Source organism: Tranquillimonas alkanivorans (genome assembly GCF_900115595.1).
Lineage (GTDB): Bacteria > Pseudomonadota > Alphaproteobacteria > Rhodobacterales > Rhodobacteraceae > Tranquillimonas > Tranquillimonas alkanivorans.
Genome location: NZ_FOXA01000008.1, coordinates 74,794 through 101,729, shown reverse-complemented (window position 1 = coordinate 101,729; position 26,936 = coordinate 74,794). Strand labels below are relative to the sequence as shown.

The following is a 26,936-nucleotide window of genomic DNA, read 5'->3' as shown; positions in this document are numbered from 1 at the left end:
GTCGGACCCATCGCCCATACCAGACAACACCCGCAGAGACTGGCGCCCCCGGGCGGCTGTCCGGTCGCGGTGAGAGAAACGGCAACATGGCAAAGAAAATGCTCATCGATGCCACCCACGCGGAAGAGACCCGCGTCGTGGTGGTTGACGGAAACAAGGTCGAGGAGTTCGACTTCGAATCCGAAAACCGGCGTCAGCTCGCCGGTAATATATATCTCGCCAAAGTAACGCGCGTCGAACCGTCGCTTCAGGCGGCCTTCGTCGACTACGGCGGCAATCGCCACGGCTTCCTCGCCTTCTCGGAGATCCACCCGGACTACTACCAGATTCCCGTCGCCGACCGCGAAGCTCTGCTCGCCGAAGAGGAAGAGTACGCCGAGGAGATCGACGAAGAGGAAGAAAAGCCGAAGCCCCGCCGCCGGTCGCGCGGCGGCAAGGCCGCGGCCAAGGCCGCCGACGCCCATTCCGACGACGCCGTCGCGACTGCCGATGCGCCCGATGACGACGCGGCGACCGCAGATGACGGCGCTGCCGATACGCCCGTGGCCGAGGCCGACATCCCCGGCATGGGCGTGGTCGACCTCGACGAGGGCGAGGACGACCACGACGACAACGGTGATCCCGAAGCCAATGGCGACGAGGGCCGGGACGGCAAGCGCCGCAATGGCAATGGTGACGTTGAAGGCCCCTACCGCGCCATCGACGACGCCGCCGAGCGCGACTCGGAAATCGAGTCCGTCGCCGACGAGGACGTCAGCGACGAGATCCGCCGCCCGCGCAAGCCCCGCCGGAAGTACAAGATCCAGGAAGTCATCAAGGTCCGCCAGATCCTGCTGGTGCAGGTCGTCAAGGAAGAGCGCGGCAACAAGGGCGCGGCGTTGACCACCTACCTGTCGCTGGCCGGCCGGTACTGCGTGCTCATGCCCAACACCGCCCGCGGCGGCGGCATCAGCCGCAAGATCACCAACGTCACCGACCGAAAGAAGCTGAAGACCATCGCGCAGTCCATCGACGTGCCCAAGGGCGCCGGGCTGATCATCCGCACGGCCGGCGCGCAGCGCACCAAGACCGAGATCAAGCGCGACTACGAGTACCTCCAGCGCATGTGGGAGCAGATCCGCGAGCTGACGCTCCAGTCGATCGCACCCGCGAAGATCTATGAGGAGGGCGACCTCATCAAGCGTTCGATCCGCGATCTTTACAGCCGCGAGATCGACGAAGTCTGGGTCGAAGGGACCGAAGGCTACCGGACGGCCAAGGACTTCATGAAGATGATCATGCCGTCCCACGCCAAGAACGTGAAGAACTACCAGGACCAGATGCCGCTCTTCGCGCGGTACCAGGTCGAAAGCTATCTGAGTTCGATGTTCAACCCGGTCGTGCAGCTTCGCTCGGGCGGCTACATCGTGATCGGCGTGACCGAGGCGCTGGTGGCCATCGACGTGAACTCGGGTCGGGCGACCAAGAAGGGCTCGATCGAGGAAACTGCGCTCGAGACGAACCTCGAGGCGGCGGAAGAGATCGCGCGCCAGTTGCGTCTGCGTGACCTCGCCGGCCTGATCGTGATCGACTTCATCGACATGGAAGAGCGCAAGAACAACGCCGCGGTCGAGAAGCGCTTCAAGGACAAGCTCAAGACCGACCGCGCGCGCATCCAGGTCGGCAAGATCTCTGCCTTCGGCCTGCTCGAGATGTCGCGCCAGCGCCTGCGTCCCGGCATGCTCGAAGCGACGACGCAGCCGTGCCCGTCGTGCCATGGCACCGGCCTGCTGCGCTCGGACGATAACCTCGCGCTCGGCATCCTGCGCCAGATCGAGGAAGAGGGCACGCGCCGGCGCACCAAGGAGGTGCTGGTCAAGGTGCCGGTCGGCATCTGCAACTTCCTGATGAACCAGAAGCGCGAGCACATCGCCCAGATCGAGGCGCGCTACGGCCTGTCCGTCCGGATCGAAGCCGACCCGGCCCTGATCCCGCCCGACTTCTCGCTCGAGAAGTTCAAAACCGCCACGCGCGTGGTCGAGCAGACGGCGCCGGTGATCTCGGCCACGGCGTCGCTGATGGACGACATCGACGCCACCGTCGAGGAAGAGCCGGACGAGGAAGAGGCGCAGGAAACCGCGACCGAAGCCAAGCCCGAGCCCGAGGCGCAGGACGAGGCCCCGCAGCCCAAGAAGCGCCGCCGCCGCCGCCGCCGTCGCGGCAAGGGCAACGGTGAGAACGGGCACGAAGCGCAAGGCCACGGCACCGGCGACGAGGCGCAGACCTCGCAGCCCTCCGAAGGCGAAGCGCAGCCCGTCGACGGACAGCCGGCGGACGAGCCGCAGCCCGAGCAGGCCGAGGCGCAACAGGCGTCGGACGAGCAGGGCGACGAGAAGCCCAAGCGCCGTCGTTCGCGTGGGGGCCGCAAGCGCAAGACCCCGGAGGCGGAGACCGCCGAGACGCAGCAGCCCGAGGAGCCCAAGACCGAGGTGGTCGCAGAGTCCGAGGACGGCACCGCCGGCAGCGCCGCCACCGACGGCGTGCTGGCGCAGACGCCCGAGGCTGCCGAGACACCGGTGCAATCCTCCGAGCCGCAGCCCGAGCCCGCCGAGGCGAAGCCGGCCGAGCCGGTCGCCGAATCCGAGGACGCCGCGGGCGGCGCTCCGACAGCACCCGAGGTCGTGGCGGCCGAGGCGGCATCCTCGGACGAGACGACGCAAGAGGAAGTCCCCGCCGAGGCAGCGGCAAAACCGGCCGATCCGGAGCAGCCTTCAGCCACACCCGAGCCGCCGGTGGCGGCCGAACAGCCCGCGCCGCAGCCCGCGCCGCAGCCCGAGACCCCGCGCGAACCCGCGCTGGCCGAGGGCGAGGCCGACGAAAAGCCGAAGCCCAAGCGCCGCGGCTGGTGGTCGCTGGGGCGCTGAGGCGTTCGCACACCAAAGACAAAAGGGCCGCGGGAATACTCCGCGGCCCTTTCTCATTGCCGAATGTGGTCTTCTCAGCCCTTGCGGATGAAATAGTGCTGCGTGTCGCCCTGCGCCTCGGCGCCAAGGAAGTCATGCCCCGCTTCTGCGCAAAAGTGCGGGATATCGACCACCGCCGCCGGATCGTCCGCCTGCACCCGCAGAACCTGGCCCGCGGCCATCGCCTGCATCCGCTTGCGCGCCTTGAGAACGGGCAGGGGGCACAGAAGCCCCAGCGCATCGAGATCCTGATCGTATTCCATGGCCTGGCCGATAGCCCGGCCGCTACGTTTTGTCCACGCCAACGTGACGGGCGACGGCGTGACGCCGCCTTCGCCATGTCATAAGACGGCATCATGTTCGGGATCGAGATTATGGACGCGGGCCTCATTCCCGCGATGCTGGTGGCGCTGCTCGGGGGGCTCTTGTCCTTCCTCAGTCCGTGCGTTCTGCCCATCGTCCCGCCCTACCTCGCCTACATGGGCGGCATCTCGATGAACGAGATGACGGGTGCGGTGGCGGCGCGGCGCAAGGCGATCATCTCGGCCGTGTTCTTCGTATTGGGGCTGTCGACGGTTTTCCTGTTCCTGGGCTTCACCGCCTCGGCCTTCGGCGCGTTCTTCCTCAAGAACCAGGTCCTGTTCGGGCGCATCGCCGGCGTCGTGGTCATCATCTTCGGCCTGCACTTCCTGAGCGTCTTCCGCATTCCCATCCTCGATCGCGAGGCCCGGCTGGACGCCGGCGACCGGGGCGGATCGGCCTTCGGCGCCTACGTCCTGGGGCTGGCCTTCGCCTTCGGCTGGACCCCCTGCATCGGTCCGCAGCTGGGCGCGATTCTGTCGCTGGCGGCCTCCGAGGCCAACGTGGCCCGGGGCACGACGCTGCTGGCCGTCTACGCCGCCGGCCTGGGCATCCCGTTCCTCCTTGCCGCGATATTCATCCAGCGGGCGATGGGCGTGATGAACCGGCTCAAGAAGCACATGCGCCTGATCGAGATGGGAATGGGCGTGCTACTGATCGTCGTCGGCCTGGCGCTGGTGACCGGGGCGTTCAGCGCCTTCTCGTGGTGGCTTCTGGAAACATTTCCGTCACTTGCCGTGCTCGGTTGAGGCTTAATTCCGCCCGCTTCCCCGTCTAGCCTGCGCCGGGAGCAAGGGAACGCGATGACCGACACCGACCGCAGAGTGCACCGCCGCCGGGTGCTCTATATCCCCGGCTACGACCCGATGCCGCCGCGCCGCTACCGCGAGCTTTACCGGCGCGAGGCCGCCGTGCAGGCGGCGGTTTCGGGCCATCGCATCACGCTCGGCCCCCGGCGCGGCGACCGCTTCGGTTGGCACGTGGAGGCGCGGATCGAGGGTGCGGAGATCGAAGCTGAGGTCGAGGTGCTGGTCTGGTCGGACCTCGTGCAGCGTTCGATGCGGTGCGGCATCGCGGCAAGCTACCTGCGGCTGGTTCGAACGGCGTGGATTTATATCTCGACCGGCGCGCTCTTCCGGCTGATGCGCCTGCGCAAGGGCCCGGTGATCGCGGCGCTGTACCCGGCGGGAATGTTGCTTCTGCAACTGTTTCTGGCTGGACTATCGGTCTGGACGGTGGCCACGCTTTCTGCGGACGTGGTGCCGGTCGCGTTTGCGGTGGGGCTCGGCTTGCCGGTGGGCTGGGCCGTCCTGCGCTGGTTCCGCCAGCACGACGGGCGGTTCTTCGTGCACTATCTGCTGAACGACTACGCCTTCACCGCCCGCCACCGTGGAGCATACTCGTCCGAACTCGAGGCGCGACTGTCAGACTTTTCGACCGCCATCGCCGGTGCGCTGTCCGACGAGGTCGACGAAGTGCTCATTGTCGGACATTCCACCGGCGCGCATTTCGCCGTCTCGGCCCTGGCCGACCTGGTGCGTGCGGGCCGGGTTCCGGCAAACGGACCCGCGCTGTCGCTACTGACGCTGGGGCAGGTGGTGCCAATGGCCAGCTTCCTGCCCGACGCCCACCGCCTGCGCGCCGATTTGCGGGACTTGTCGGGATGCGAGGACTTGGCGTGGGTGGACGTCACCGCGCCGGGCGACGGCTGCACCTTCGCGCTGTGCGATCCCGTCGCCGTCAGCGGTGTCGCACCCGCGGGACAACGCTGGCCGCTGGTGCTCTCGGCGGCGTTCACACGCACGCTCGGGCCCGAGACATGGCGGCGCCTGCGCTGGCGCTTCTTCCGGCTGCACTTCCAGTACTTGTGCGCTTTCGACCGGCCCGGCGACTACGACTACTTCGCCATCACCGCCGGTCCGCGCACCCTGGGCGACCGCTTCGCCGGGCGGAGGCCGTCGCGGTCGCGTATCGTGCGCCCGGCCTCCGGCCACACCTCGACCGCCGCATGATCCCGCCGAAGCCCGCCGCCCGGCCCGAGCGGGTCGCGCTCTGGCGATACGTCAGGCTTTTCCGGCAGGACATACTGTCCGCGCAGCCGGCGAAGCTCTACCGCGCGTGGATGGCCGAGTTTCGCACGCCGTTCTTCCGCAGCTACCTGATCAACGACCCGCCGCTCGTCCGGCGGGTGCTGACAGAGCGGCCGATGGACTTCCCGAAATCCGCCCGCGTCTCGGAAGGCCTGCGCCCACTGCTGGGCGACTCGGTGTTCCTGACCAATGGGGAACAGTGGAAGCGCCAGCGCCGCATCATCGACCCGGCCTTCGAGGGCGGCCGCCTGCGCGACACCTTCCCTGCCATGCTGTCGGCGGGCCAGGCAGCGGCCGCGCGGCTAGCCCCGGGTGAGGTCGAGATCGAGGCGCAGACGAGCCACGCCGCCGCCGACGTTATCTTCCGCACGCTGTTCTCGATCCCCATCGAGCACCGTGTCGCGTCGCAGGTGTTCGAACAGTTCCGCCAGTACCAGCGCAGCCAGCCGATCCTGAACCTTGCCGCGTTCGTGCCCCTGCCGCGCTGGATGCCGCGCGGCTTCTCGCGCCGGACACGGGCGACGGCAGGTGCAATCCGGAGGCTGATCGCGGAGCTGACCGAGGCACGGCAGAGACGGATCGCCGACGGCACGGCGCCCGACGACCTCGCGACGAAGATCATGACGACGCCCGATCCGAAGACGGGCGAGCGGTTCGGCACCGGCGAGATGATCGATCAAGTGGCGATCTTCTTCCTCGCCGGGCACGAGACCAGCGCCTCGGCTTTGGCGTGGGCGCTCTACCTGCTGGCCACGCACCCCGAGGCGCAGGCGCGCGTGGCGGCGGAGGCGCAGGACTTCGCGGCCGAGCCGACCTTCGCCAATCTGTCGAAGCTGCGCTTCACGCGCGACGTCTTCCGCGAGGCGCTGCGCCTTTACCCGCCGGTGCCGATGATGGTGCGCGAGGCGACGCGGGACGAACGCTTCCGGGGCCGTGACGTGCGCTCGGGCGCGCAGATCGTCGTAAGCCCGTGGCACCTGCACCGCCAGTCGCGGCTATGGGAGGCGCCGGATGCCTTCGATCCCGACCGCTTCGCGACCGAGAGCGGTAAGGCGTGTCTGCGCGACGCGTACGTTCCTTTCTCCGCCGGTGCGCGGGTATGCACGGGGGCGGGGTTCGCGATGGTCGAGGGGCCGCTACTGCTGGCGTGCCTGCTGGCGAAGTGGCAGGTGGCGCCGGTGGCGGGCCGGGTGCCGGTGCCGGTGGCGCACCTGACCGTGCGTGCGCGGGACGGAATTTGGTTGCAGGTGCAACCAAGGGCGGAAGGCCCTTCAGAAAGGCCTTCCGAAGATCATTCTGAATGAACTTCGGTCAACGGATCACGGTCACGGAGACATCGTTGCTGAAGACAACGATCTGGCCGCAATTCTCCACTGCGTGATAGCCGCGGCGGGCAGTTCGTCTTCGAACGCCTTGCGGTCGACGATCCTTTCGAGAACGCGCGCTGCGGCGCACGATGCCGCCCTCGCGCGCCGCCTTGGCGCTGAACATCTGGAACAGCCAGCCCTCGGGGGCGATGAGGGTGCAGATATCGGACATGCACCCGAACTTCGCGCACAACGGTTAAGGCTTCATTGCTGCCGGTACCAGCGCAGCACGTGAAGCCTGATGGCCGAGGCCAGGCCGCACTCGGTCCCCCGGCTTTCATCAATCTCGGCGGCGAGGTCGTTGAGCGGCCGCCGCTGGGCGGCTGCGATGTCGCGGAAGGCGGACCAGAACTCGTCCTCGAGCGACACGCTGGTGCGGTGGCCCCGAAGCGTCAGGGACCGTTTCCGGGGCCGGCCGTTCATGTGTCGTCGTCGTCTTCACGGCGGTGGGCATCGAGCATTTGTCTGGCCTTTTCGGCCTCCGCCCGCTCGATCGCCTTCTGTGCTTTTGTCAGACCGAACTTCGTGGCGTTGGCGTCCGCCTCGGCCCGCGCGCGCTCTTTCGCGCGCGCCTTGCGGGCCTTGTTGAGGTTGACAACCTTCGCCACAGCTCAGCCCTTCTTGGGGCCGATCATCTGCTCGGGCCGGACGACTCGTTCGAACGTCTCTTCGTCCACGAAGCCCAGCTTGACGGCCTCTTCCTTCAGCGTTGTGCCGTTCTTGTGCGCCGTCTTGGCGACCGTGGTGGCATTGTCGTACCCGATTTCGGGCGCGAGCGCCGTCACCAGCATCAGCGACTCGCGCATCAGCTTCTCGATCCGGTCGGTGTTGGCCTGAATGCCCACCACGCAGTTGTCGGTGAAGGCCGAGGCCGCGTCGCCCAGAAGCTGCATCGACTGGAGCACGTTGTAGGCCATCATCGGCTTGTAGACGTTGAGCTCGAAATGCCCCTGGCTGCCGGCGAAGCCCACGGCGGCGTCATTGCCCATGACGTGGGCGCAGACCTGCGTCATCGCCTCGGCCTGGGTGGGGTTCACCTTGCCCGGCATGATGGACGAGCCGGGCTCGTTCTCGGGCAGGACCAGTTCGCCCAGCCCGCAGCGGGGGCCGGAGCCCAGCAGACGGACGTCGTTGGCGATCTTGAAGAGCGAGGCGGCGACGGTCTTGAGCGATCCCGACATCTCGACCATCGCGTCGTGCGCGGCGAGCGCCTCGAACTTGTTGGGCGCGGTGACGAAGGGCAGACCGGTGATCTCGGCCATGTTGGCGGCGACTTTTTCGGCCCAGCCCTCGCGGGTGTTGAGCCCGGTGCCCACAGCGGTGCCGCCCTGCGCGAGCTCATAGATGCGGCCCAACGCAGCCTTCACCCGCTCGATGCCCATGGCGACCTGGTGGGTGTAGCCCGAGAATTCCTGCGCCAGCGTCAGCGGCGTGGCGTCCTGCGTGTGGGTGCGGCCAATCTTGATGATGCCGTCGAACTCGCGGACCTTCTGCTCGAGCGCGGCGTGCAGCTTGGCCAGCCCCGGCAGAAGCACGTCATGCGCGGTCGTCGCGGTCGCGATGTGCATGGCCGTGGGGAAAGTGTCGTTCGACGACTGGCCCATGTTGCAGTGGTCGTTCGGGTGCACCGGGTCCTTGGTGCCGATCTCGCCGCCCAGGATCTCGATCGCGCGGTTGGCGATGACCTCGTTGGCGTTCATGTTCGATTGCGTGCCCGACCCGGTCTGCCAGACCACCAGCGGGAAGTTGTCGTCGAACTTGCCGGCCACGACCTCGGAGGCCGCCTGCACGATGGCGTCGGCGAGCTTCGGGTCGAGCGTGCCCTGTTCCTTGTTGGCCTGAGCGCAGGCCTGCTTGATCACGCCGAGTGCGCGCACGATCGCGACGGGCTGCTTCTCCCAGCCGATAGGGAAGTTCATGATCGAGCGCTGCGTCTGCGCGCCCCAATACTTGTCGGCGGGAACCTCGAGCGGTCCGAAGCTGTCGGTCTCGGTGCGGGTGGCGGTCATGCGCTCTCTCCTCCGGCGGTGTCTGTTGCCGCAGGGGATAGCCCCAGGGCGCGGACAAGACAATCGGGTGAGAGCGGTAACGTCTTACTTGCGGAAGGAGTCGAGGCTGACGACCTCGGCATCGCCCTTCGGCGTGTCGTCCTCGTCGTCCTCGGCCATCTCCTCCATAGGCGCCTCGTCGTCGTCGTCTTCGCTCTCCTGCGTCTCGAAGCGCAGGCCGAACTCGACAGACGGGTCCACGAAGGTCTTGATGGCGTCGTAAGGGATGTAAAGCGGCTCGGGCGCGTTGCCGAAGTTCAGCGTGACCGAGAAACCTTCGTCCCCGACCTCGAGATTGTCGAACCAATGCTGAAGCACCACCGTCATCTCGCCGGGGTATCTGTCTGACAACCAGTCCGCGATCTCGACATCCGGGTGCATTGTGTCGAACGTAATGAAGAAATGGTGCTGGCCGGGCAGGCCATTCTCGGCAACGTCCGACAATACCTCCTGGATCAGGCCGCGCATGGCCCGGTGCATGAGGTTTCCATAGTCGATCGTGCGTGCCATTCGCTGCCCCTGTGACGTGTCAGCCAGCATAGAAGATTCGACTCCGAAGGAAAGGGCGGGCGGGCCGCTTTTCGCTCAAGCCAATCCCACCGCGCCCAGCCCCGCGCCGAGCGCGGCGCAGACCGCAAGCACCGTCAGAAGGTCGCGCTTGAGCCTCAGCAGCAGGACCGCCGCGACCCCCGCCAGTGCCAGCGCCGCCGGATCGGCCGCGCCGGGCTCGGGCGCGATGACCGCGACGGGACCCGCGCGCAGTTCTCCTACCTTGCCGAAGAACACGTGGGCGGCGAACCAGATCGACAGGTTCGCGATCACGCCCACCACGGCGGCGGTGATGGCGGCCAGCGCGCCGGTCAGCCGCGGGCGCGCCATGATTTGGTCGAGGTACGGCGCCCCGGCGAAGATCCACAGGAAACACGGCGCGAAGGTCACCCACAACGTCACGCCGGCCGCCGCCAACGCCAGCCCCGGGCCGCCCTGTGTGGCCCCGGCGACGTAGCCCACGAACTCCGTCACCAGGATCAGCGGGCCGGGCGTCGTTTCGGCCAGGCCCAGCCCGTCCATCATCTGGTCGGGGGTGAGCCAGCCGCGCTCCTGCACGACCTCCTGCGTCATGTAGGCCAGCACGGCGTAGGCCCCGCCGAAGGTGACGACGGCGAGCTTCGAGAAGAACAGCGCGACCTCGGTCAGAAAGGTCGCGCCGGCGGCCCAGAGCAGGGCGACCGGCGCCCCCCAGATCCCCAGCCAGACCGCGACCGTCGCCCCGGTGCGCGGACGCACCTGGGCCGGCGGAGCTTCGGTCTGACCTTTCTGTGTCAACGCGCCGTAGAGCGCGGAGAGTGCGATGATCGCGGGAAACGGCAGGTGCAGCGCAAAGATGCCGACAAAGGCCAGAGCCGCGACGGCCCGGTGATCCGCCCGTGTCAACGCCCGGCGCGCCAGGCGCAGCAGTGCCTCGATCACGATGATCACGACCGTGGCCTTCACGCCAAGGAACAGCGCCTCGACCAGCGGAACGTCCCCGACCGCGACGTACAGCGCGGCCAGCGTCAGCACCACCGCCGCGCCGGGCAGCACGAACAGCAGCCCCGCGATCAAGCCGCCCGGCACGCCGCGCAAGCGCCAGCCGCAGAAAGTCGCAAGCTGCATCGCTTCCGGGCCCGGAAGCAGCATGCAGAAGGACAAGGCGTTGAGGAACCCGCGCTCGCTCAGCCAGCCCCGCGCGTCCACCAGTTCGCGATGCATCAGCGCGATTTGCGCGGCCGGGCCGCCGAACGACATAACGCCGATCCGGCCGAAGACCCGCGAGAGGGTGGTCAGCGTGGGATGGTCGCAATCCGACGGGTCGGATGCCGATGCGTGCGTCATGTCCCCTCCGTCCGCGTGTTCAGGAAAACCGGTCCGCAGGGGCATAAAGCACATTCATGGGGGGAAAGTGCAGGCTTCTGTTGCCAGGTGCCTGCGAACCCCGCCTTACCTTGCTAGAGGCAAGGACTTCAGATTTCGGTCTTGGTTACCGCTTAAGCGGCAACCGCAACCGGAGCACGATTGTCGTTGGCAATTATGCTGTTTCGGACCGATAACGGTGGTACCTCACCGGGACAAAGCTACACCTTTACACGTCTGTCGATCCTGTTTCGGCCCCATGATCCGCCAACGACCGGATATTTGGTGGAGCCGCCGGGTACCGCCCCCGGGTCCAGTCCGCTTATTACGTGCGCGTTTATGCCCATAGTTCCCTTGCGGGAACACCCCGAAGATAAGGGGCCGCGGCGCCCTTCGCAAGGGGCGGCACGTTGGAAAACGTCTCGAGTTTTCAGAGGTTCGGCACCAGAAGGGTGTTCGCCGCGACCCGGGTATCGGGACGCGGCTTATTGGAATCGTCTGACGTATCAGAAGCCGGCCTTGATCTTCTCGAACTCCGCGCTCTGCCGCTCGCGCTGCTCGTTCGGCATCGGGAGCTGCGCCAGCACCGGCGCGCTGATCGGCCCAAGGCCCGAGGCCGTCAACGCCTCTTCCCCGACGCCCTGCATCGACGCCGCGTTCGAGTGGCCGTAGCCGGCCTCGAGCAGCGGTTCGGTCACCGACGGCGACAGCATGGCGTTGATGAAGTCATAGGCCTTCTCCTCGGACCCTTCACCCTCGGCCAGGTTGACGTAGCCGCACAGCCACAGCGACGATCCTTCCTCGGCCTCGCGCTGGAAGCCGATGGGGAAGCCCTGCTCCGACATCGTCGGCAGGGTCTCGTTCCAGGCCCAGCCGACCAGCACTTCGCCGGTGGCCAGAAGCTGGGCCAGCTCGGCAGGGTCGGTCCAATATGTCCGAAGATTGCCGTGCACCTGCCGCAGCCAGTCCGACGCGGCCTCGAATTCCTCGTCCGTCACGTCGGTCCAGTCGGTCGTGCCGGTGGCGAGGTAGGCGAGGGCATAGGCGTCGTCGACATTGTCCGGCAGCGTCACCCGCTGGCTGTAGTCGGGGTTCAGGAACACGTCGAGCGACGAAACATCCTCCTCTGGCACCTCCTCGGTGTTGTAGGCGACGGCGGTGGAGCCGAAGTCGGTCGGGATGAAATAGACATCCTCGCTGCCTTCGGTGACGTCCTGGCCCGTCAGGTCGGCGTTCAGGTCCGCGAAGGCGTCGATGCGCGAGGTGTCCCACGGCTCGAGTATCCCGGACTCGCTCCACTTCGTGACCGAGCCGGCGCAGACATGGCTGACGTCGGCCCGGAAGCCCGAGCGCAGCTTCTGGAACGCCTCTTCCTCGTCGCCGAAGTAGGCGAATTCCGGGCTCTCGCCGTATTGTTTGACATAGGGCTGGTGGAAGGCGGGGTCCTCGAAACCCGGGTAATCGAAGACGAGAAGGTCCTCGTCCTGGGCCGAGGCGGCGCCGGCGGTCAGCGTAAGGGCCGTGGCGCCGATCAGGCGTGCGGTGAGGTGCATGTGATCCCTCCGTTGGGCGGTTGCCTTCCGACGCTATGTCGCGCGTTTCCGCGTCTCAAGATTGAATCGTCCGAAGTGACACGGATGAAGAAGTGTCTGACTTATCGGCCCTTACCAACTGCACCACGTCTGCGTAAACCTCTGCCAGCACCTCCAGATCCTCGTGCAGCCGAGCCAGATCGCGGGCCGCAAGCGCCGCCGCCATCTCTTGGTGAAGCACGATGAGTCGGACGCGGGGGCGCGGCGAAAGCGGGCAGTTGCGCAGCAGTCGTCCCAGCCCCTCGAGCACGCCGGCCAACTGGCTTGAAAGCAGGCGGTCGCCCGTCGCGTCTACGACATTCCGCAGAAAGCGTGTGGCGCTGTCGTGAAAGGCGCCGTCCGGCAAGTGCGCGCGCTTTTGCAGCGAAATCCCGGCTTCCAGCTGATCCAGGTCCCGCGCCTCGGCCCGGCGGACCGCCAAAGGAAGACAGGCGGCGACGAGCCTGTGGCGGGCGGCCAGAGCTTGGCAGGCGTCGACGCGATGTGCCGCGTAAAGCAGCGCACTGGCCGAGGCTTGGGCGCGGGCTGCTTGGACGAAGCAAGGCGCCCGGACGAAGGGCCCGCCGCGAGAGCCGCGGCGTATGTCGAGAATGCCCTGCGCTGCCAGCTGCTTCAGCGCTTCCCGCACCGTGGCGCGCGAAACGCCGTGAGATATGGCCATCCGCGCTTCGGACGGCAGACGGTCGCCGGGCGAGAGAGCGCCTGCCATGATCCTGTCGCGAACCTCTTCCGCGATGCCGGTCGGCAGATCGACCGCATCGCGTTCGTCGCCTGTGTCCGAGATCGCCATTTGACACTCCTGTTGCCGCGGGGAACACTCAACCCGAGAAAGGAAAACGAATGGTTACTGCCGGTTTTTGCCGCCTCATGGCGCAGTACAACGCCTGGCAGAACGCCAGCCTCTACGCCGCCGCTGACGAGCTGGACCCTGCCGAGAGAGAGGCAGATCGAGGTGCACATTTCGCCTCGATCCGCGCCACGCTTAGCCACCTGCTTTGGGCGGATCATGTCTGGATGAGCCGGCTTGCGGAATGGGCGAAGCCGCCGGTGGGACTGGATCGGAGCACGGATTTCGTCTCTGACTGGCCGGCGCTGGTCGAGGGACGGCGTTCGGCGGACGCCAATATACGTGACTGGGCGGGCGGTCTGACGGATCAGGGGCTGGATGGGTCTCTTTCCTGGTATTCGGGTGCGCTGGGCCGAGATGCCGAGACGCCGCGAGTGCTGTGCGTCGTGCACATGTTCAATCATCAGACACATCACCGGGGCCAAGTGCACGCGATGCTGACGGCGGCCGGCGCGACCCCGGAAGCGACTGATCTTTTCGCCATGCCCGAAGGCGCTGGCTGGCGGTAGGCCTGAGGACAAGGAGGCGAAGAATGAGAGCACTACTGGTCGAGAAGTCGGAAGACGGCGCGCCGCAAGCGTCGGTTCAGTACATTGATGAGAGCCGTCTGCCGGAAGGCGAAGTGACCGTCGCTGTCGAGTACTCGACGCTGAACTACAAGGACGGGCTGTGCATCGGACCGGGCGGCGGGCTCGTGCGCAATTACCCGCACGTGCCCGGGATCGACTTCGCCGGTACGGTCGAAACGTCTGACGATTCCCGGTTCCGGCCTGGCGACAAGGTCGTGCTGACGGGCTGGCGCGTGGGCGAGGCGCACTGGGGCGGATACGCCCAGAAGGCGCGGGTAAAGGCCGACTGGCTGGTGCCACTGCCCGACGGGCTCGACACACGGCAGGCGATGGCGGTTGGTACGGCCGGGTTGACGGCGATGCTGGCGGTAATGGCGCTGGAGGATCATGGCCTTACGCCGGAGCAGGCGCCGGTGCTGGTGACAGGAGCTTCGGGCGGCGTGGGATCGGTGGCCATCGCTCTGCTGGCCCGGCTGGGGCATGAGGTGGCGGCGGTGACGGGGCGGCCGGAGAACGCGGACTATCTGAAGGACCTCGGTGCGACCGAGATCGTGGCCCGCGACGAGTTGGCGGAGCCATCGCGTAAGCCGCTGGAGGGCGAGCGTTGGTCGGGATGCGTCGATGCCGTGGCTGGAGCGATTCTGGGCCGCGCGCTCAAGCAGATGAAGTACGGAACCTCGGTCGCGGCGGTGGGCCTGGCCGGGGGCGCAGCGATCGAGGGAGCCTTGATCACGCCTTTCCTGCTGCGCGGCGTCAACCTGCTGGGCATCGACAGCGTCCTGCAGCCGTATGACAATCGCCGCCGGGCCTGGGACCGCATCGCGCGGGATTTGCCGCTGGAGAAGCTTGAGACGATGGTTGAGACGGCGCGGCTGGAGGATTTGCCTGAGCTAGGCGCACGCATCCTGAAGGGACAGGTGAAGGGCCGGGTGATCGTCGACGTGAATGCCTGACATTTCCCGGAAGCGACGCTTGCCTGTCGCAAACTGACCCCAAGGTGCCGGTCCCGGTGGGATTCCGGTCACGCGGCTGTTACCGTCTGAGGATGCGGCGCCGGAAGGGCGTCGCACCGGAGTAGACGATGGAACCGCGCCGGCCCGATCCGGTTGATCAAGATCCAGCCGGTGCGACAGGAGGTAAGATGTTCAGCAGGATCATGATCCCGGTTGATCTGGCGCATGCCGGGCGACTGGAGAAGGCGCTGAAAGTGGCCGCCGATCTGGCGCGGCATTACGAGGCCGAACTGGTCTATGTCGGCGTCACGACGAACGAGCCCAGTTCGGTCGCGCATACGCCGCAGGAGTTCAAGCAGAAGCTTGCAGCTTTCGCCGAGACTCAGGCGGACACCCATGGCGTGCGCGGCCGGGCCCATGTCATCACCAGCCACGACCCGGCGGTGGAACTGGACGAGGGTCTGATCCAGGCGTCCGAGGACTTGAAGGCGGACTTGGTGGTAATGGCGACGCACATCCCCAATCTGTCCGACCGGATCTGGTCGTCGCATGGCGGCACGCTCGCCAAGCAGGCCGATGCGTCCGTGTTCCTCGTGCGCGGCGAGTGAGCGCGCGCCCAATGTCTGACAATAACAAACGACCATAAAGGGAGACCCCGAATGGCCGATACAAGCGACTCCCAAGGTATCCCCGAACCTGAGGGGACCGCGGGGCTGATCGAGACCGATTACGAAATCGGTCAGGACAACGTCGAAGGGTCGCTGGGGCCCATCGGATTCGACATCCACAACCCCGTCTTCGCGATCTCGGGCCTGGCCGTGATCGCCTTCGTCTTCTACACGCTTGCGCTGCCCGAGCAGGCGGGAGCGGCCTTCAGCTGGCTGTTCACGCAGGTCACCCAGGGTTTCGACTGGTTCTTTCTCGGCGCGGCGAACATCTTCGTGCTGTTCTGCCTGCTTCTGATCGTCACGCCGCTGGGCAGCGTGCGGCTGGGCGGCGCCGACGCCACGCCCGATTACACATATGTCGGTTGGTTCGCGATGCTGTTCGCGGCGGGCATGGGCATCGGTCTGATGTTTTACGGCGTGTCCGAGCCTCTGACGCACTTCTCGACCGCGCTGGGCGGCACCAGCGTCGAGGAGGGCGCGCGCACCGACTGGGCGCCGCTGGGCGCGGCCGCGGGCAGCGAGGCCGAGGCCGTGCGCCTGGGGTTCGCCGCCACGATCTTCCACTGGGGACTGCACCCCTGGGCGATCTATGCCGTCGTGGCGCTGAGCCTGGCTCTGTTCACCTATAACAAGGGCCTGCCGCTCACCATCCGCTCGGCCTTCTACCCGATCTTCGGCGAGCGCGTCTGGGGATGGGTCGGACACGTGATCGACACGCTCGCGGTGTTCGCCACGCTGTTCGGCCTCGCGACTTCGCTCGGACTTGGGGCGACGCAGGCGAATGCGGGTCTGTATGAATTGTTCGGCATTCCGGTGGGCGAGACCACGGAGGTGATCCTGATCTCGGCGATCACCGGCGTGGCGCTGATCTCGGTCCTGCGGGGCCTGGACGGCGGTGTGAAGATCCTGTCCGAGCTCAACATGGGCCTGGCGGCGCTGCTGCTGCTTTTCGTGCTGTTCGTGGGCCCGACCGTGGCCATCCTGACCGGCTTCGTCGACTACCTCTGGGCTTATATCGAGTACCTGCCGGCGCTGGCGAACCCGGTCGGGCGCGAGGACGTCAACTTCATGCAGGGCTGGACCTCGTTCTACTGGGCCTGGTGGATTTCCTGGTCACCCTTTGTCGGCATGTTCATCGCCCGCGTCAGCCGTGGCCGCACCGTCCGGGAGTTCCTGGTCTGCGTACTGCTGATCCCCAGCCTCGTCTGCGTGCTGTGGATGGCAGTCTTCGGCGGCACGGCGGTGCAACAGGTGATCCGCGACGGCTATACCGCCGCGCAGGACGCCGAGCTGCCGATCCAGCTGTTCCGCATGCTCGACGCGCTGCCGCTGGCCGGCATCACGTCGTTCATCGGGATCGTGCTGGTGATCGTGTTCTTCGTGACCTCGTCGGACTCGGGCTCGCTGGTCATCGACACGATCACGGCGGGCGGCAAGGTCGATGCGCCGGTGCCGCAGCGGGTGTTCTGGTGCATCTTCGAAGGCGCCATCGCAATCGTGCTGCTTCTGTCGGCCGGGGGCCTGCAGTCGCTGCAATCAATGGTGATCTCGACCGGGCTGCCATTCACGGTGGTGCTGCTGTTGATGTGCTGGACGATTTTCCGCGGGCTTCAGCAGGAACGCCGCGTCTGACGATTTGCCGGCCCCGGCATCGCCCGGGGCCGGTCGCCGGGTCAGGCCGGCAGCAGCCGCTCGACCGGCGGCGCACCCCGCAGTCCGTAATCGCGGATCGTGTTCAGTGCACGGACGGTTTCGGGCAATGACAGCGCCGCGGCGGCGACGGTCGAGACCGTGGCTGCCTGACAATAGGCGCAGAGCGCGCGGTTTTCGTTCCATTCCTCCTGCGCCAGCTTCATCGCCGTACCCACGTCGTAGAGCGCCTTGACCGTGGTCAGGACGGGCAGGTGCGGCTTGGTGCGCGCGCGGTCCTCTCCGCCCGCGCCGGCGAGCGCGGCGGTGGCGGCGAGGGTGACGGTCATCTGCAATCCGTCCGGCGTTTCCATACGCTTATAGGCATAGTCCGACGCATCGACGCGTTCGCTGTCGAAAGGTCCGACAGGTGGGTCGGGCAGGCGGCGGGTGATGCCGGTCTGGTAGGCGCCGACGATGCCACCGACCGCCGCGCCGAACAGCGACAGGCCGATCACCCAGCGGCGGCGTCTGAGATCGGGGCTGCGGCCCGTGCGCAATTCCCGGCTAAGGCGTGTGGGTTCCATGTGTCTGCTCCTTTTCGGGTTTCGCCGGTCCAAGGCACGCCGCCCCGCCGGGGTTCCGGCGGCGGCTTGACGCCCCGCCCGATCCGGCAGAGGCTCGCGCCATGACCCTCGACACCGAATTCGTCCGCAGCCACTTCCCCGCCTTCGCCGAGACCTGCCTGGCCGAGCAGGCGTTCTTCGACAACGCCGGTGGCTCGTATGCCTGCAGTCCAGTGATCGACCGGCTCGACCGTTTCTATCGCCAGACGAAGGTGCAGCCCTATGGCCCGTTCGAGGCCAGCCGCGTCGCGGGCGAGGAGATGGACGAGGCGCGCACCCGGCTCGCCGCGATGCTGGGGGTGGAGGAGGACGAGGTCAGCTTCGGCCCTTCGACCAGCGCCAACACCTTCGTCCTGGCCCGCGCCTTCGCCGGCTGGCTGAAACCCGGCGACGCGATCGTGGTGACGAACCAGGATCACGAGGCGAATTCCGGCCCTTGGCGCCGGCTCGCCGACGAGGGAATCGAGGTGCGCGAATGGCGGATGGACCCGGAGACCGGGCGTCTGGACCCGGAGACGCTGGAGCCTCTTCTCGACGGGGCGAAGCTTCTGTGCTTCCCGCATTGCTCGAACGTGGTGGGCGAGGTCAACGACGTGGCCGCCATCTGCCGCATGGCGCGCGAGGCGGGGGCGTACACCTGCGTCGACGGGGTGAGTTACGCGCCCCACGGGCTGCCGGACGTGGGCGCGCTGGGGTCGGATATCTACCTGTTCTCGGCCTACAAGACCTATGGCCCGCACCAGGGGATCATGACCATCCGGCGCGACCTGGGCCATGCGCTGCCGGCGCAGGGGCACTATTTCAACGCTGACACGCTGTGGAAGCGGTTCACGCCGGCCGGGCCGGACCATGCGCAGGTGGCGGCGTGCGCGGGTATGGTGGACTACCTCGACCAGCTCTATCACCATCACTTCGACACCGAGGCCGGCCCGCGCGAGCGGGGGGCGAAGGTGCACGACCTGATGCGCCGGCACGAGTGCCGGTTGCTTGACCGGCTGCTCGACTACCTCGAAGGCTGCAAGGGCGTGCGCCTGCTGGGGCCGCGGCGGGCGGAGCGGCGGGCGCCGACGGTGGCGGTGGCGCTAGACGTACCGGGGGCCGAGATGGCGGCGCGGCTGGCGCCGCACGGGATCATGGCCGGGGGCGGGCACTTCTATGCCGTCCGCGCGCTGGAGGCGCTGGGGATCGATCCGGACCATGGCGTGCTGCGCTTGAGCTTCGTGCACTACACCGAGGCGGCCGAGGTTGACCGGCTGATTACGGCCCTAGATCACCTGCTGTAACGCGGGCGGCAGACCCGCGCCGGCGAAGGTGAGCGAGGGTGTCAGACAATTCCCCGATCCTGTTGTGGTTCCGTCGCGACCTGCGGCTGAGCGACCATCCCGCATTGCGCGAGGCCTCCCATAGCGGCCGTCCCGTCATCCCCGTTTTCCTGCACGACGAGGTGGTGGAGGCGCAGGGTGCCTGTCCGAAGTGGCGGCTGGGGCTGGGCGTCGGCGCGCTGGCCGATGCGCTGGGGGCAAAGGGCAGCCGCCTGATCCTGCGGCGGGGTGGGGCGCTTGCCACCCTGCGCGCGCTGGTGGCCGAGACGGGCGCGGGCGCGGTGTGGTGGACGCGCGCCTACGATCCCGACGCGCTGACCCGGGACAAGGCGGTGAAGGCGGGGCTGAAGGAGGATGGGCTCGACGCGCGCAGCTTCGAGGGGCACCTGATGCACGAGCCCTTCGCGGTCGAGACCAAGCAGGGGGGCTTCTACAAGGTCTACACCCCGTTCCGCCGGGCGGTGGCGCAGCGCAGCGTGGCGACGCCGGTCTCGACCCCGGGCCGCATTCTGGCGCCCGACGCTTGGCCACGCTCGGACCGGCTGGAGGACTGGGAGCTGGGCGCCGCGATGAACCGTGGCGCGGAAATCGTCGGACAATACGTCAATGTGGGCGAGCAGGCGGCGCAGGGACGGCTCGCCGCGTTCATCGCGCACCGCATTGACGGCTACGGCGAGGCGCGGGACCTTCCGGCGGTCGAGGGCACGTCGCGCCTGTCCGAGAACCTGACGTATGGCGAGATCAGTGTGCGCACCTGCTGGCACGCGGGCGTCCGTGCGCTGGAAGAGGGCAAGCGGGGGGCCGAAACCTTCCTGAAAGAGCTGATCTGGCGCGATTTTGCCTATCACCTCGTCTACCACACGCCGCACATCACCGCGTCGAACTGGCGCGAGGATTGGGACCGCTTTCCCTGGAACGAGGACGAGCGCCGCGCCGAGGTGAAGGCCTGGAAGCGCGGGCGCACCGGCATCCCCTTCGTGGATGCCGCGATGCGCGAGATGTACGTGACCGGCACCATGCACAACCGCGCCCGCATGATCGCGGCGAGCTACCTGACCAAGCACCTGCTGACGCACTGGCGGGTGGGGCTCAAGTGGTTCGAGAATTGTCTGATCGATTGGGACCCGGCGTCGAATGCGTTGGGCTGGCAGTGGTCCGCGGGCTCCGGTCCAGACGCTACGCCGTATTTCCGGGTGTTCAACCCGGTTACGCAGCTCGATCGCTTCGACAAGGAACGGGCCTATGTCACCCGCTGGATCGCCGAGGGGCAGCGCAATCCGCCGAAAGAGGCGCTGCAATACTTCGACGCGATCCCGCGCAGCTGGAACATGTCGCCCGACGACGCCTATCCCGAACCCGTCGTCTCGCCGCAGGAGGGGCGGCAGAGGGCGCTCGAGGTCTACGGAAACCGCGATTTCTGACGGCGCGCGGCCTTTGCTCTTGCCGATGGTGGCGCTAGGGTCGCCGGACCTTACGCGGACCGGGGGTGCGAGTGCTGACGACGACCACGGGGCAGGCGAACCTGCCTCGGTACTTTCCGCAGGTTTTCGCCGCAGCCCGCGGCATGGCCCGCGGCCGACTGGATTTCGTGCTGCCCGACGGTCGCCGCTTCCGCGCCGAGGGACGCGACCCCGGTCCGGTGGCCGATCTGCACGTCCACAACCCCGAGATCTTCGCCCGCTTGATCCGCGAGGGCGACCTGAGTTTCTGCGAAGCCTATGTCGAGGAATGGTGGTCGAGTCCGGACTTGCAGGCGTTCATGGACCTTCTGCACGCGGGCAACGACGACCTGTACGACGGCTTCCCCGGCCTCGGGCTTCTGCGCGCCTGGGAACGGCTGCGCTTTCGGCTGGTGTCCAACACCCGGCGGCAGGCCAAGCGCAACATCGCGCGGCACTACGACCTGGGCAACGACTTCTACGCCCTGTGGCTGGACGAGACGATGACCTACTCTTCCGCGCTGTTCGAGACGGGACAAGAGAGCCTGGAGCGCGCGCAACGCAACAAGTATGCGGCGTTGACCGACGAGCTGGACGTTCGGCCGGGCGACCACGTGCTCGAGATCGGCTGCGGCTGGGGCGGCTTCGCCGAGTATGCGGCGAAGGAGCGGGGGCTGCGCGTCACGGCGCTGACGATTTCGGAGGCGCAGCGCGACTATGCCGCGCGGCGGATACAGCGGGCCGGGCTGGCCGAGCGGGTCGACGTGAAGCTTTGCGATTACCGCGACGCGACCGGCGCCTACGACGGCGTCGCCTCTATCGAGATGTTCGAGGCGGTGGGAGAACGATATTGGCCCGTCTACTTCGACACGCTGCGTAATCGGCTGCGCCCGGGGGCCCGCGCGGCGCTTCAGGTCATCACGGTGCAGGACCGCCGGTGGGAGGTGTATCGCCGCGGCGTCGATTTCATCCAGAAATACATCTTCCCGGGCGGCCTGCTGCCCGCGCCCACGGCGCTGCGGGCCGAGATCGGGCGCGCGGAGCTGCGGGTGGTGCGCGAGACCGGGTTCGGGGACAGCTACGACCAGACGCTGCGGCGCTGGCACGAAGCGTTCAACGCGCGCTGGGACGACATCGCGTTGCTCGGATTCGACGATCGCTTCCGCAGGATGTGGAACCTCTACCTCACCTCTTGCGCGGCCAGCTTCAGGGGCGGAAACTCCGACGTGTTCCACCTGACGCTCACCAAGGCCGCCTGACGCATGTTTCCCACCGCACCGAAGCTGATCGCCGCCCTCGTCTTCGCGGCGCTCGCCTGGTGGGTCTGCGACCTGGTCCGGCCCTACCTGCCCGAGCAGCAGCCGGCGCGCGGGCTGAACGAGGTGGCAGCCGGTTTCGGCCTGCTGATGGGATGGCGGGTGATGGGGCGGCTTGTCGGCGGGGGATACGTCGCGGCCATGGGCTATGGCCTGACGACGCTTGTCGCGGTGGTGCTCTGGACGCTGCTGGCGCTTGCGGGCTACGAGATGGTCGAACGTGCGGTCCGCCTGTTCTATGACGGCCCGATGGAGGCGATCGAGGCGATGGTCCTGCTCATGATCGGGTACGGCAGCTTCCTACTGAACGCGACGCCTGCCGTGTCGGCGGCAGTCGGCGCTGCGCTCTGCGGGATGCTGGTCGAATTCGTCGCCCGCCGCGCCGCCTGATCCATGGCAGCGCTTCTTCTGTTCGGCACGCTTCTCGACCCCGATCTGCGCGCCATCGTGGCCGGCACGCCGCAGTACGCCCGCCCGGTTTGCGTGCCCGGCCGCGCCGTGAAGAGGGCGGCGGACGGCGATTACCCGGTGCTGGTCGAGGGCGACGTGGCCGAAGGCCTGCTGATCGAGGACCCCGACCCGGCGGCGCTGGCGCGCTTCGACTTCTACGAGGAAGGCTTCGGCTATGTCCGCCGCCGCTGGTCGGTCGACCTGGACGGCCTGCGCGAGGTCGACGTCTATCGCCCGCGCGGAGGTGGGCCGGAGGCGAGCGGCGAGCCTTGGTCGCTGGCGGAATGGCAGCGGGACTGGGGCCCGATGACCCGGCGCGCGGCGGGCGAGGCGATGGCGTGGTTCGGCGGCGTGAACGGCGCGACGCTGCGGGCGATGATGCCCACGATCCGCGTGCGCGCCTGCTCGCACCTTCGGGCCGGGGCGGCGCATGCCCCGGTCGGACTGCGCTCCGGGCAGCGGCGGGACGACGTGCGCGTCGACGCCGCGCGCCGCCCCTATGCCAGCTTCTTCGCGGTCGAGGAATTCGACCTGCGCCACCCGACCTTCGACGGCGGGGAAAGCGGCCGCCTGACCCGCGCCGCCTTCATGATGGGCGACGCGGTAACGGTGCTGCCCTACGACCCCGCCCGCGACCGCGTGCTGCTGGTCGAACAGTTCCGCGTCGGTCCCTATGCCCGCGGCGACGCGCATCCCTGGTCGCTCGAGCCTGTCGCCGGCCGCATCGATCCGGGCGAGGGGCCCGAGGAAGCGGCGCTGCGCGAGACCGAGGAGGAGGCGGGCCTGACCCTGCGCCGGCTCTTGCCGGTGGCCAGCTACTATCCCAGCCCCGGCGCGATTACGGAATATCTCTATTCCTACGTCGGTCTCTGCGACCTGCCGGACGGCAGTGATGGCATTGGCGGCAGTGCCGACGAGGGTGAAGACATCCGCAGCCACGTGTTGTCCTTCGACACCTTGATGGGGCTGGTCGAGACCGGGGAGGTGGACAACGGCCCGCTTCTGTCCACGGCGCTGTGGCTGGCGATGCGGCGCGGGACGCCGGGTGCGTTCGCTTGAGTTCCCCCGCCCCGCGCCCTAGACATTGGGCCAAAGCCGCGGAGCGAGAACATGACGATACACAGCGACCTGGCCTCGGCCATCGGTAACACCCCCCTGATCCGCCTGCACGGTCCGTCCGAGGCGACGGGATGCGAGATCCTCGGCAAGTGCGAGTTCATGAACCCCGGCCAGTCGGTGAAGGACCGCGCCGCGCTCTGGATCATCCGCGACGCGGTCGAGCGCGGGCTGCTCGAACCCGGCGGCACCATCGTCGAGGGCACGGCGGGCAACACCGGCATCGGGCTCGCGCTGGTCGGCTGCTCGATGGGCTTCAAGACGGTGATCGTGATCCCCGAGACGCAGAGCCAGGAAAAAAAGGACATGATCCGGCTCGCCGGTGCCGAGCTCGTCCAGGTCCCGGCGGTACCCTACAAGAACCCCAACAACTACGTCCGCTACTCCGAGCGCTTGGCGAAAAAGCTGGCCGAGACCGAGGATCACGGCGCGATCTGGGCCAACCAGTTCGACAACGTCGCCAACCGGCAGGCGCATATCGACGCCACCGGGCCCGAGATCTGGGCGCAGACCGAGGGCAAGGTCGACGGCTTCATCTGTGCCGTCGGCACCGGCGGCACGCTTGCGGGCGTGGCGGCGGCGCTTCAGCCCAAGGGCGTGAAGATCGGCCTTGCCGACCCCGAGGGGGCGGCGCTGCACTCGTATTACACGACGGGCGAATTCGCTTCGCCCGGCAGCTCGATCACCGAGGGGATCGGGCAGGGGCGCATCACCAGGAACCTTGAGGGCTTCACGCCGGACCATTCCTGGCGCATCCCCGATTCCGAGGCGCTGCCGGTAGTCTTCGACCTGCTGGAGAACGAGGGGCTGTGCCTGGGAGGTTCGTCCGGGATCAACGTCGCCGGCGCCATGCGGCTCGCGCGCGAGCTGGGGCCGGGGCACACGATCGCCACCGTGCTTTGCGACTATGGCACGCGCTACCAGTCCAAGCTCTTCAACCCCGCCTTCCTGAAGGAAAAGGGCCTGCCCGTGCCCGAATGGCTGGACGGGGAGTCGCGTATCCTGCCCACCGTGTTCGAGGACGTTGAATGATCGAGGCGCTTTACCGCGAAGAACCCTATGCCAAGACCGCGCCCGCCCGGGTGCTGAGCCACGCCGACGGCGGCGTGGTGCTCGACCGGCCGCTGTTCTATCCCACCGGCGGCGGCCAGCCGGGCGACAGCGGACGGCTGGAATGGGACGGCGGCGCGATGAGCGTCGCCGACACGGTGAAGGGCGCGGGGGGGCAGTCCGTCCTTCGTCCGGCCGAGGGCGAGCACCTGCCTCCCGAGGGGGCCCTGGTGATGCAGACGCTCGACTGGGACCGACGCTACGCGCACATGCGCGTGCACACGGCGCTGCACCTGCTGTCGGTGGTCCTTCCGCTGCCCGTCACCGGCGGGTCCATCGGCGCGGGCAAGGGTCGGCTGGACTTCGACATGCCCGAGGCGCCCGAGGATCGGGACGCGGTCGAGGCCGAGCTCAACGAGCTGGTGGCGCGCGACCTGCCGGTGACCGAGGACTGGATCCGCGACGAAGAACTCGACGCCAACCCCACGCTGGTCAAGACGATGTCGGTGCAGCCGCCGCGCGGCGCGGGCCGGGTGCGGCTGGTGCGCATCGGCGACGGGCCGGCGCAGGTCGACCTCCAGCCCTGCGGCGGCACCCACGTCGCCCGCACGGCCGAGATCGGCGCCGTCCGGCTGGGCAAGATCGAGAAGAAGGGCAAGCAGAACCGCCGGGTGACCATCCACCTCGACGGCTGACCGGCCCGCGCGTCGGTTCCTCCGGTCGCGCCTCGCAAGTGGCACCCGGGGGACACGACGGCCGCGACACGACCGGCGTTTTTCGCGGCCGACAGCGCTTGCACCCCCCGCCGGTTTTGGGCTAAGCCCCGCCTCACGGAGAGGTGGCCGAGTGGTCGAAGGCGCACGCTTGGAACGCGTGTAGGCGGGAAACCGTCTCCAGGGTTCGAATCCCTGTCTCTCCGCCACTATCACCCTTAGTTCCGCTGAAGGTCAGGCCGCTCGCCATATGAGGTGAGATCAGCCCTTCGGACCCCGGCACGGTACCCGCGAAACCCGCGCCGGTGACGGCAACAAGGGCTGCGGGAACGCCGGATCGCCAGCAGCCCCACGACCGTCAGAAGCGCCGGCAGGCCACCGGCTCGGGAGCAATTACATTGCCGTTACGTCAATATTCCGCTACGATCGGAACAAGCTCCAAAAGCCATGTGTGCAGCCTCGAAGGCGACGTGAACGTCCTGCTTTCGGGCGAGGACCATTCATGCCCGCATTCGACGTCACATTAACGAGGACGCTTCCGGATAGGCGAGGGGCCTTCGCGCTGCCCTACTGGACCGCGCGTGACGACGTTCCAATGCGCGACGTCTCGTCCTCCTTGGCCGCGGTCGGCGCGGCGTCCGAGGTCCGCCTGGCCCGGCCGCTGCCCGCCGCGCGGCGGGCCGATCCAGGCGATCCGACGTCGCCCGCCCAGGCCGTGACACGGGCCGAGCACGCGGCGGGGCTCGACCGCATGGTGCGCCTCAGAGCCCACGACCCGGAAGCGGCGCGCGACGCGCTGCAACGCCTCCGCAGCCGTGGCATGGTCGCGGAGATCAGCCCGGTCCGGACGTTCGCGTTCCGCCTCGATCGTTGGAGCGACCCCGTTCTGAAGGTCGGCGGCCGGCCGGGGAGTTGGGCGCTCGAGGCGGTCGACGCGGGCACAGCGCTCGCCCTGTCGCCAGGCCACCCCGCCATCCGCGTCGCCGTGCTCGACAGCGGCATCTCCCGCGACCACCCCGAGTTCGAGGGCAAGGTCGCGGGCGGCTACGACTTCGTGTCGCTCGGGGACGGGGGCAGCAGCGGCGGGCTCCTGATTGGCGACGTTACCGGCCGCGACCCGGACTGGGACGACGGCCCCGCCGCCCATGGCAGCCACGTTGCCGGCACCATCGGCGCGCTCGGCCTCGCTATGCCCGTCGGCGCGGCCGGGCTCTGTTCGCTCCTGGGCTACCGCGTGCTCGGCACCGCGCTGGAGAATGGCGCACGGATCGCCGTGGGCTCCGAGGCCGACATCCAAGCCGGCATCAAGGAGGCGGCCGACCGCGGTGCCAGCGTGATCAACCTGTCGCTCGGGCTGGGCGCCCAGGATGGGCTGGCCCCCCATGCCCGGGCGATCCGCTACGCGCGGCTGCGCAACGTTGTCACCGTGGCCGCCTCTGGCAACCACGGCAGCGACACGCCGGTCTACCCGGGTGCGGTGCCTGGCGTCATCACCGTCGGCGCGATCGACCAGTTCGGCCGCGTGGCGCCGTTCTCCGGTTGGGGGCCGCATCTCGACGTCACCGCGCCGGGCGCCGACATCTACTCCGCCGATCTGAACGGCGGCTACCGCTACCGCGACGGAACCTCGCACGCCGCTCCCTTCGTGAGCGCCACCGCGGCGCTGATCGTGGCGCTTGGGCACGAGCGGGGCGCGACCTTCCGGGAGAGCACCATCCGCCGCCTGATCCGGGACTCGGCCCGGATCGAGGGGCGGTCGCCCGATCCGCGCGGCGGCGTGGGCGTGCTCAATATGGGCCGCGCCCTGCGGGCGGCCGAGGCGTTGATCGAGGCGCATCGGCGCGGGCGCGGCACGGACGAACGGCGGCCGCCGTGGCCTTTCGGCTTCGGCCCGGAGGGCGCCGCGGCGGCGGCATAAACGGGATGGACACGTGAAAGGAAACTGA

General features: G+C 68.0%; 26 protein-coding genes, 1 tRNA gene and 1 other RNA gene. 17 read left to right on the top strand and 11 right to left on the bottom strand.

Annotated elements, in window-relative coordinates:
* Positions 1-86: 86 nt before the first annotated feature.
* Positions 87-2,903, top strand: coding sequence for a ribonuclease E/G (locus BM162_RS11495; RefSeq protein ID WP_093421909.1), 2,817 nt, complete (start codon positions 87-89; stop codon positions 2,901-2,903).
* Positions 2,904-2,977: 74 nt separating this feature from the next.
* Here the strand turns inward: BM162_RS11495 and BM162_RS11490 are convergent, their stop codons facing one another.
* The gene (locus BM162_RS11490) at positions 2,978-3,205 is read right to left on the bottom strand and encodes a sulfurtransferase TusA family protein (RefSeq protein ID WP_093421906.1); all 228 of its coding nucleotides are present in this window, start codon (positions 3,203-3,205) and stop codon (positions 2,978-2,980) included.
* Between the two features lie 93 nt (positions 3,206-3,298).
* Between BM162_RS11490 and BM162_RS11485 the strand changes: the two genes are divergently transcribed.
* The 3 genes from BM162_RS11485 to BM162_RS11475 are packed head-to-tail and all read left to right on the top strand — an operon-like array spanning position 3,299 to position 6,696.
* Positions 3,299-4,051 (top strand): cytochrome c biogenesis CcdA family protein, encoded by a 753-nt coding sequence (locus BM162_RS11485; protein WP_093421903.1) that lies wholly within the window; start codon positions 3,299-3,301, stop codon positions 4,049-4,051.
* A 54-nt stretch (positions 4,052-4,105) separates the two neighbouring features.
* A complete protein-coding gene (locus BM162_RS11480) occupies positions 4,106-5,314 on the top strand; it encodes a hypothetical protein (RefSeq protein ID WP_093421900.1) in 1,209 nt (402 codons plus the stop codon).
* Positions 5,311-6,696, top strand: a complete 1,386-nt coding sequence (locus BM162_RS11475; RefSeq protein ID WP_093421897.1) for a cytochrome P450 — start codon at positions 5,311-5,313, stop codon at positions 6,694-6,696. Before BM162_RS11480 ends, BM162_RS11475 begins: the two co-directional genes overlap by 4 nt.
* Positions 6,697-6,703: 7 nt before the next feature.
* Here BM162_RS11475 and BM162_RS11470 read toward each other — a convergent pair whose 3' ends face one another.
* The 9 genes from BM162_RS11470 to BM162_RS11430 form a co-directional block, all read right to left on the bottom strand.
* The gene (locus tag BM162_RS11470; RefSeq protein WP_245759245.1) at positions 6,704-6,931 is read right to left on the bottom strand and encodes an N-(5'-phosphoribosyl)anthranilate isomerase; all 228 of its coding nucleotides are present in this window, start codon (positions 6,929-6,931) and stop codon (positions 6,704-6,706) included.
* 32 nt (positions 6,932-6,963) lie between these two features.
* Positions 6,964-7,182 (bottom strand): ribbon-helix-helix domain-containing protein, encoded by a 219-nt coding sequence (locus BM162_RS11465; protein WP_093421894.1) that lies wholly within the window; start codon positions 7,180-7,182, stop codon positions 6,964-6,966.
* Positions 7,179-7,367 carry a DUF4169 family protein gene (locus BM162_RS11460; RefSeq protein ID WP_093421891.1) on the bottom strand — a complete coding sequence of 63 codons (189 nt, stop codon included), beginning with the start codon at positions 7,365-7,367 and terminating at the stop codon, positions 7,179-7,181. Before BM162_RS11460 ends, BM162_RS11465 begins: the two co-directional genes overlap by 4 nt.
* 3 nt (positions 7,368-7,370) lie before the next feature.
* Entirely contained in the window at positions 7,371-8,768 is a 1,398-nt protein-coding gene (fumC, locus tag BM162_RS11455) for a class II fumarate hydratase (protein ID WP_093421889.1), read from the bottom strand.
* A gap of 84 nt (positions 8,769-8,852) precedes the next feature.
* On the bottom strand, positions 8,853-9,317 hold the full coding sequence (locus BM162_RS11450; protein ID WP_093421886.1) for an SspB family protein: 465 nt from the start codon (positions 9,315-9,317) through the stop codon (positions 8,853-8,855).
* Positions 9,318-9,392: 75 nt separating this feature from the next.
* Entirely contained in the window at positions 9,393-10,682 is a 1,290-nt protein-coding gene (chrA, locus tag BM162_RS11445; RefSeq protein WP_093421884.1) for a chromate efflux transporter, read from the bottom strand.
* Positions 10,683-10,748: 66 nt separating this feature from the next.
* Positions 10,749-11,103: a transfer-messenger RNA gene (gene ssrA, locus BM162_RS11440) on the bottom strand.
* Between the two features lie 103 nt (positions 11,104-11,206).
* Positions 11,207-12,253 (bottom strand): extracellular solute-binding protein, encoded by a 1,047-nt coding sequence (locus tag BM162_RS11435; RefSeq protein ID WP_093421881.1) that lies wholly within the window; start codon positions 12,251-12,253, stop codon positions 11,207-11,209.
* A 55-nt stretch (positions 12,254-12,308) separates the two neighbouring features.
* On the bottom strand, positions 12,309-13,082 hold the full coding sequence (locus tag BM162_RS11430; protein WP_093421879.1) for a FadR/GntR family transcriptional regulator: 774 nt from the start codon (positions 13,080-13,082) through the stop codon (positions 12,309-12,311).
* Positions 13,083-13,132: 50 nt separating this feature from the next.
* Between BM162_RS11430 and BM162_RS11425 the strand changes: the two genes are divergently transcribed.
* The 4 genes from BM162_RS11425 to BM162_RS11410 all read left to right on the top strand — a co-directional run bounded on the left by BM162_RS11425 (position 13,133) and on the right by BM162_RS11410 (position 16,961).
* The gene (locus BM162_RS11425) at positions 13,133-13,648 is read left to right on the top strand and encodes a DinB family protein (protein ID WP_093421876.1); all 516 of its coding nucleotides are present in this window, start codon (positions 13,133-13,135) and stop codon (positions 13,646-13,648) included.
* Between the two features lie 23 nt (positions 13,649-13,671).
* On the top strand, positions 13,672-14,661 hold the full coding sequence (locus BM162_RS11420) for an MDR family oxidoreductase (RefSeq protein ID WP_093421874.1): 990 nt from the start codon (positions 13,672-13,674) through the stop codon (positions 14,659-14,661).
* 188 nt (positions 14,662-14,849) lie between these two features.
* Positions 14,850-15,269, top strand: coding sequence for a universal stress protein (locus BM162_RS11415; protein ID WP_093421871.1), 420 nt, complete (start codon positions 14,850-14,852; stop codon positions 15,267-15,269).
* A 51-nt stretch (positions 15,270-15,320) separates the two neighbouring features.
* The gene (locus BM162_RS11410; RefSeq protein WP_093421870.1) at positions 15,321-16,961 is read left to right on the top strand and encodes a BCCT family transporter; all 1,641 of its coding nucleotides are present in this window, start codon (positions 15,321-15,323) and stop codon (positions 16,959-16,961) included.
* A 41-nt stretch (positions 16,962-17,002) separates the two neighbouring features.
* On the opposite strand, the gene BM162_RS11405 is transcribed toward BM162_RS11410, so the two are convergent.
* The gene (locus BM162_RS11405) at positions 17,003-17,545 is read right to left on the bottom strand and encodes a vitamin K epoxide reductase family protein (RefSeq protein WP_093421867.1); all 543 of its coding nucleotides are present in this window, start codon (positions 17,543-17,545) and stop codon (positions 17,003-17,005) included.
* A gap of 101 nt (positions 17,546-17,646) precedes the next feature.
* Here BM162_RS11405 and BM162_RS11400 point away from each other — a divergent pair, with 101 nt between their 5' ends.
* The 9 genes from BM162_RS11400 to BM162_RS11360 all read left to right on the top strand — a co-directional run bounded on the left by BM162_RS11400 (position 17,647) and on the right by BM162_RS11360 (position 26,908).
* Positions 17,647-18,867, top strand: a complete 1,221-nt coding sequence (locus BM162_RS11400; RefSeq protein WP_093421865.1) for an aminotransferase class V-fold PLP-dependent enzyme — start codon at positions 17,647-17,649, stop codon at positions 18,865-18,867.
* 38 nt (positions 18,868-18,905) lie between these two features.
* A complete protein-coding gene (locus BM162_RS11395; protein WP_093421862.1) occupies positions 18,906-20,327 on the top strand; it encodes a cryptochrome/photolyase family protein in 1,422 nt (473 codons plus the stop codon).
* A 65-nt stretch (positions 20,328-20,392) separates the two neighbouring features.
* Entirely contained in the window at positions 20,393-21,604 is a 1,212-nt protein-coding gene (locus BM162_RS11390; RefSeq protein WP_177215134.1) for an SAM-dependent methyltransferase, read from the top strand.
* Positions 21,605-21,607: 3 nt separating this feature from the next.
* Positions 21,608-22,051, top strand: coding sequence for a TrgA family protein (locus BM162_RS11385; RefSeq protein WP_093421860.1), 444 nt, complete (start codon positions 21,608-21,610; stop codon positions 22,049-22,051).
* A gap of 3 nt (positions 22,052-22,054) precedes the next feature.
* On the top strand, positions 22,055-23,170 hold the full coding sequence (locus BM162_RS11380) for an NUDIX domain-containing protein (protein ID WP_093421857.1): 1,116 nt from the start codon (positions 22,055-22,057) through the stop codon (positions 23,168-23,170).
* Positions 23,171-23,221: 51 nt separating this feature from the next.
* Entirely contained in the window at positions 23,222-24,259 is a 1,038-nt protein-coding gene (locus tag BM162_RS11375) for a cysteine synthase A (RefSeq protein WP_093421855.1), read from the top strand.
* Entirely contained in the window at positions 24,256-24,972 is a 717-nt protein-coding gene (locus BM162_RS11370) for an alanyl-tRNA editing protein (protein WP_093421852.1), read from the top strand. Before BM162_RS11375 ends, BM162_RS11370 begins: the two co-directional genes overlap by 4 nt.
* 137 nt (positions 24,973-25,109) lie before the next feature.
* Positions 25,110-25,199 (top strand) — tRNA-Ser (locus tag BM162_RS11365).
* Positions 25,200-25,492: 293 nt separating this feature from the next.
* Positions 25,493-26,908: a S8 family peptidase gene (locus tag BM162_RS11360; protein WP_093421850.1), complete on the top strand. Its 1,416-nt coding sequence runs from the start codon at positions 25,493-25,495 to the stop codon at positions 26,906-26,908.
* Positions 26,909-26,936 lie beyond the last annotated feature (28 nt).

Excerpts from the sequence above, each read along its gene's own strand:
- BM162_RS11495 (WP_093421909.1), top strand. The coding sequence starts at position 87 with ATGGCAAAGAAAATGCTCATCGATGCCACCCACGCGGAAGAGACCCGC.
- BM162_RS11490 (WP_093421906.1), bottom strand. The coding sequence starts at position 3,205 with ATGGAATACGATCAGGATCTCGATGCGCTGGGGCTTCTGTGCCCCCTG.
- BM162_RS11485 (WP_093421903.1), top strand. The coding sequence starts at position 3,299 with ATGTTCGGGATCGAGATTATGGACGCGGGCCTCATTCCCGCGATGCTG.
- BM162_RS11480 (WP_093421900.1), top strand. The coding sequence starts at position 4,106 with ATGACCGACACCGACCGCAGAGTGCACCGCCGCCGGGTGCTCTATATC.
- BM162_RS11475 (WP_093421897.1), top strand. The coding sequence starts at position 5,311 with ATGATCCCGCCGAAGCCCGCCGCCCGGCCCGAGCGGGTCGCGCTCTGG.
- BM162_RS11470 (WP_245759245.1), bottom strand. The coding sequence starts at position 6,931 with ATGTCCGATATCTGCACCCTCATCGCCCCCGAGGGCTGGCTGTTCCAG.
- BM162_RS11465 (WP_093421894.1), bottom strand. The coding sequence starts at position 7,182 with ATGAACGGCCGGCCCCGGAAACGGTCCCTGACGCTTCGGGGCCACCGC.
- fumC (WP_093421889.1), bottom strand. The coding sequence starts at position 8,768 with ATGACCGCCACCCGCACCGAGACCGACAGCTTCGGACCGCTCGAGGTT.
- BM162_RS11450 (WP_093421886.1), bottom strand. The coding sequence starts at position 9,317 with ATGGCACGCACGATCGACTATGGAAACCTCATGCACCGGGCCATGCGC.
- chrA (WP_093421884.1), bottom strand. The coding sequence starts at position 10,682 with ATGACGCACGCATCGGCATCCGACCCGTCGGATTGCGACCATCCCACG.
- BM162_RS11435 (WP_093421881.1), bottom strand. The coding sequence starts at position 12,253 with ATGCACCTCACCGCACGCCTGATCGGCGCCACGGCCCTTACGCTGACC.
- BM162_RS11430 (WP_093421879.1), bottom strand. The coding sequence starts at position 13,082 with ATGGCGATCTCGGACACAGGCGACGAACGCGATGCGGTCGATCTGCCG.
- BM162_RS11425 (WP_093421876.1), top strand. The coding sequence starts at position 13,133 with ATGGTTACTGCCGGTTTTTGCCGCCTCATGGCGCAGTACAACGCCTGG.
- BM162_RS11420 (WP_093421874.1), top strand. The coding sequence starts at position 13,672 with ATGAGAGCACTACTGGTCGAGAAGTCGGAAGACGGCGCGCCGCAAGCG.
- BM162_RS11415 (WP_093421871.1), top strand. The coding sequence starts at position 14,850 with ATGTTCAGCAGGATCATGATCCCGGTTGATCTGGCGCATGCCGGGCGA.
- BM162_RS11410 (WP_093421870.1), top strand. The coding sequence starts at position 15,321 with ATGGCCGATACAAGCGACTCCCAAGGTATCCCCGAACCTGAGGGGACC.
- BM162_RS11405 (WP_093421867.1), bottom strand. The coding sequence starts at position 17,545 with ATGGAACCCACACGCCTTAGCCGGGAATTGCGCACGGGCCGCAGCCCC.
- BM162_RS11400 (WP_093421865.1), top strand. The coding sequence starts at position 17,647 with ATGACCCTCGACACCGAATTCGTCCGCAGCCACTTCCCCGCCTTCGCC.
- BM162_RS11385 (WP_093421860.1), top strand. The coding sequence starts at position 21,608 with ATGTTTCCCACCGCACCGAAGCTGATCGCCGCCCTCGTCTTCGCGGCG.
- BM162_RS11380 (WP_093421857.1), top strand. The coding sequence starts at position 22,055 with ATGGCAGCGCTTCTTCTGTTCGGCACGCTTCTCGACCCCGATCTGCGC.
- BM162_RS11375 (WP_093421855.1), top strand. The coding sequence starts at position 23,222 with ATGACGATACACAGCGACCTGGCCTCGGCCATCGGTAACACCCCCCTG.
- BM162_RS11370 (WP_093421852.1), top strand. The coding sequence starts at position 24,256 with ATGATCGAGGCGCTTTACCGCGAAGAACCCTATGCCAAGACCGCGCCC.
- BM162_RS11360 (WP_093421850.1), top strand. The coding sequence starts at position 25,493 with ATGCCCGCATTCGACGTCACATTAACGAGGACGCTTCCGGATAGGCGA.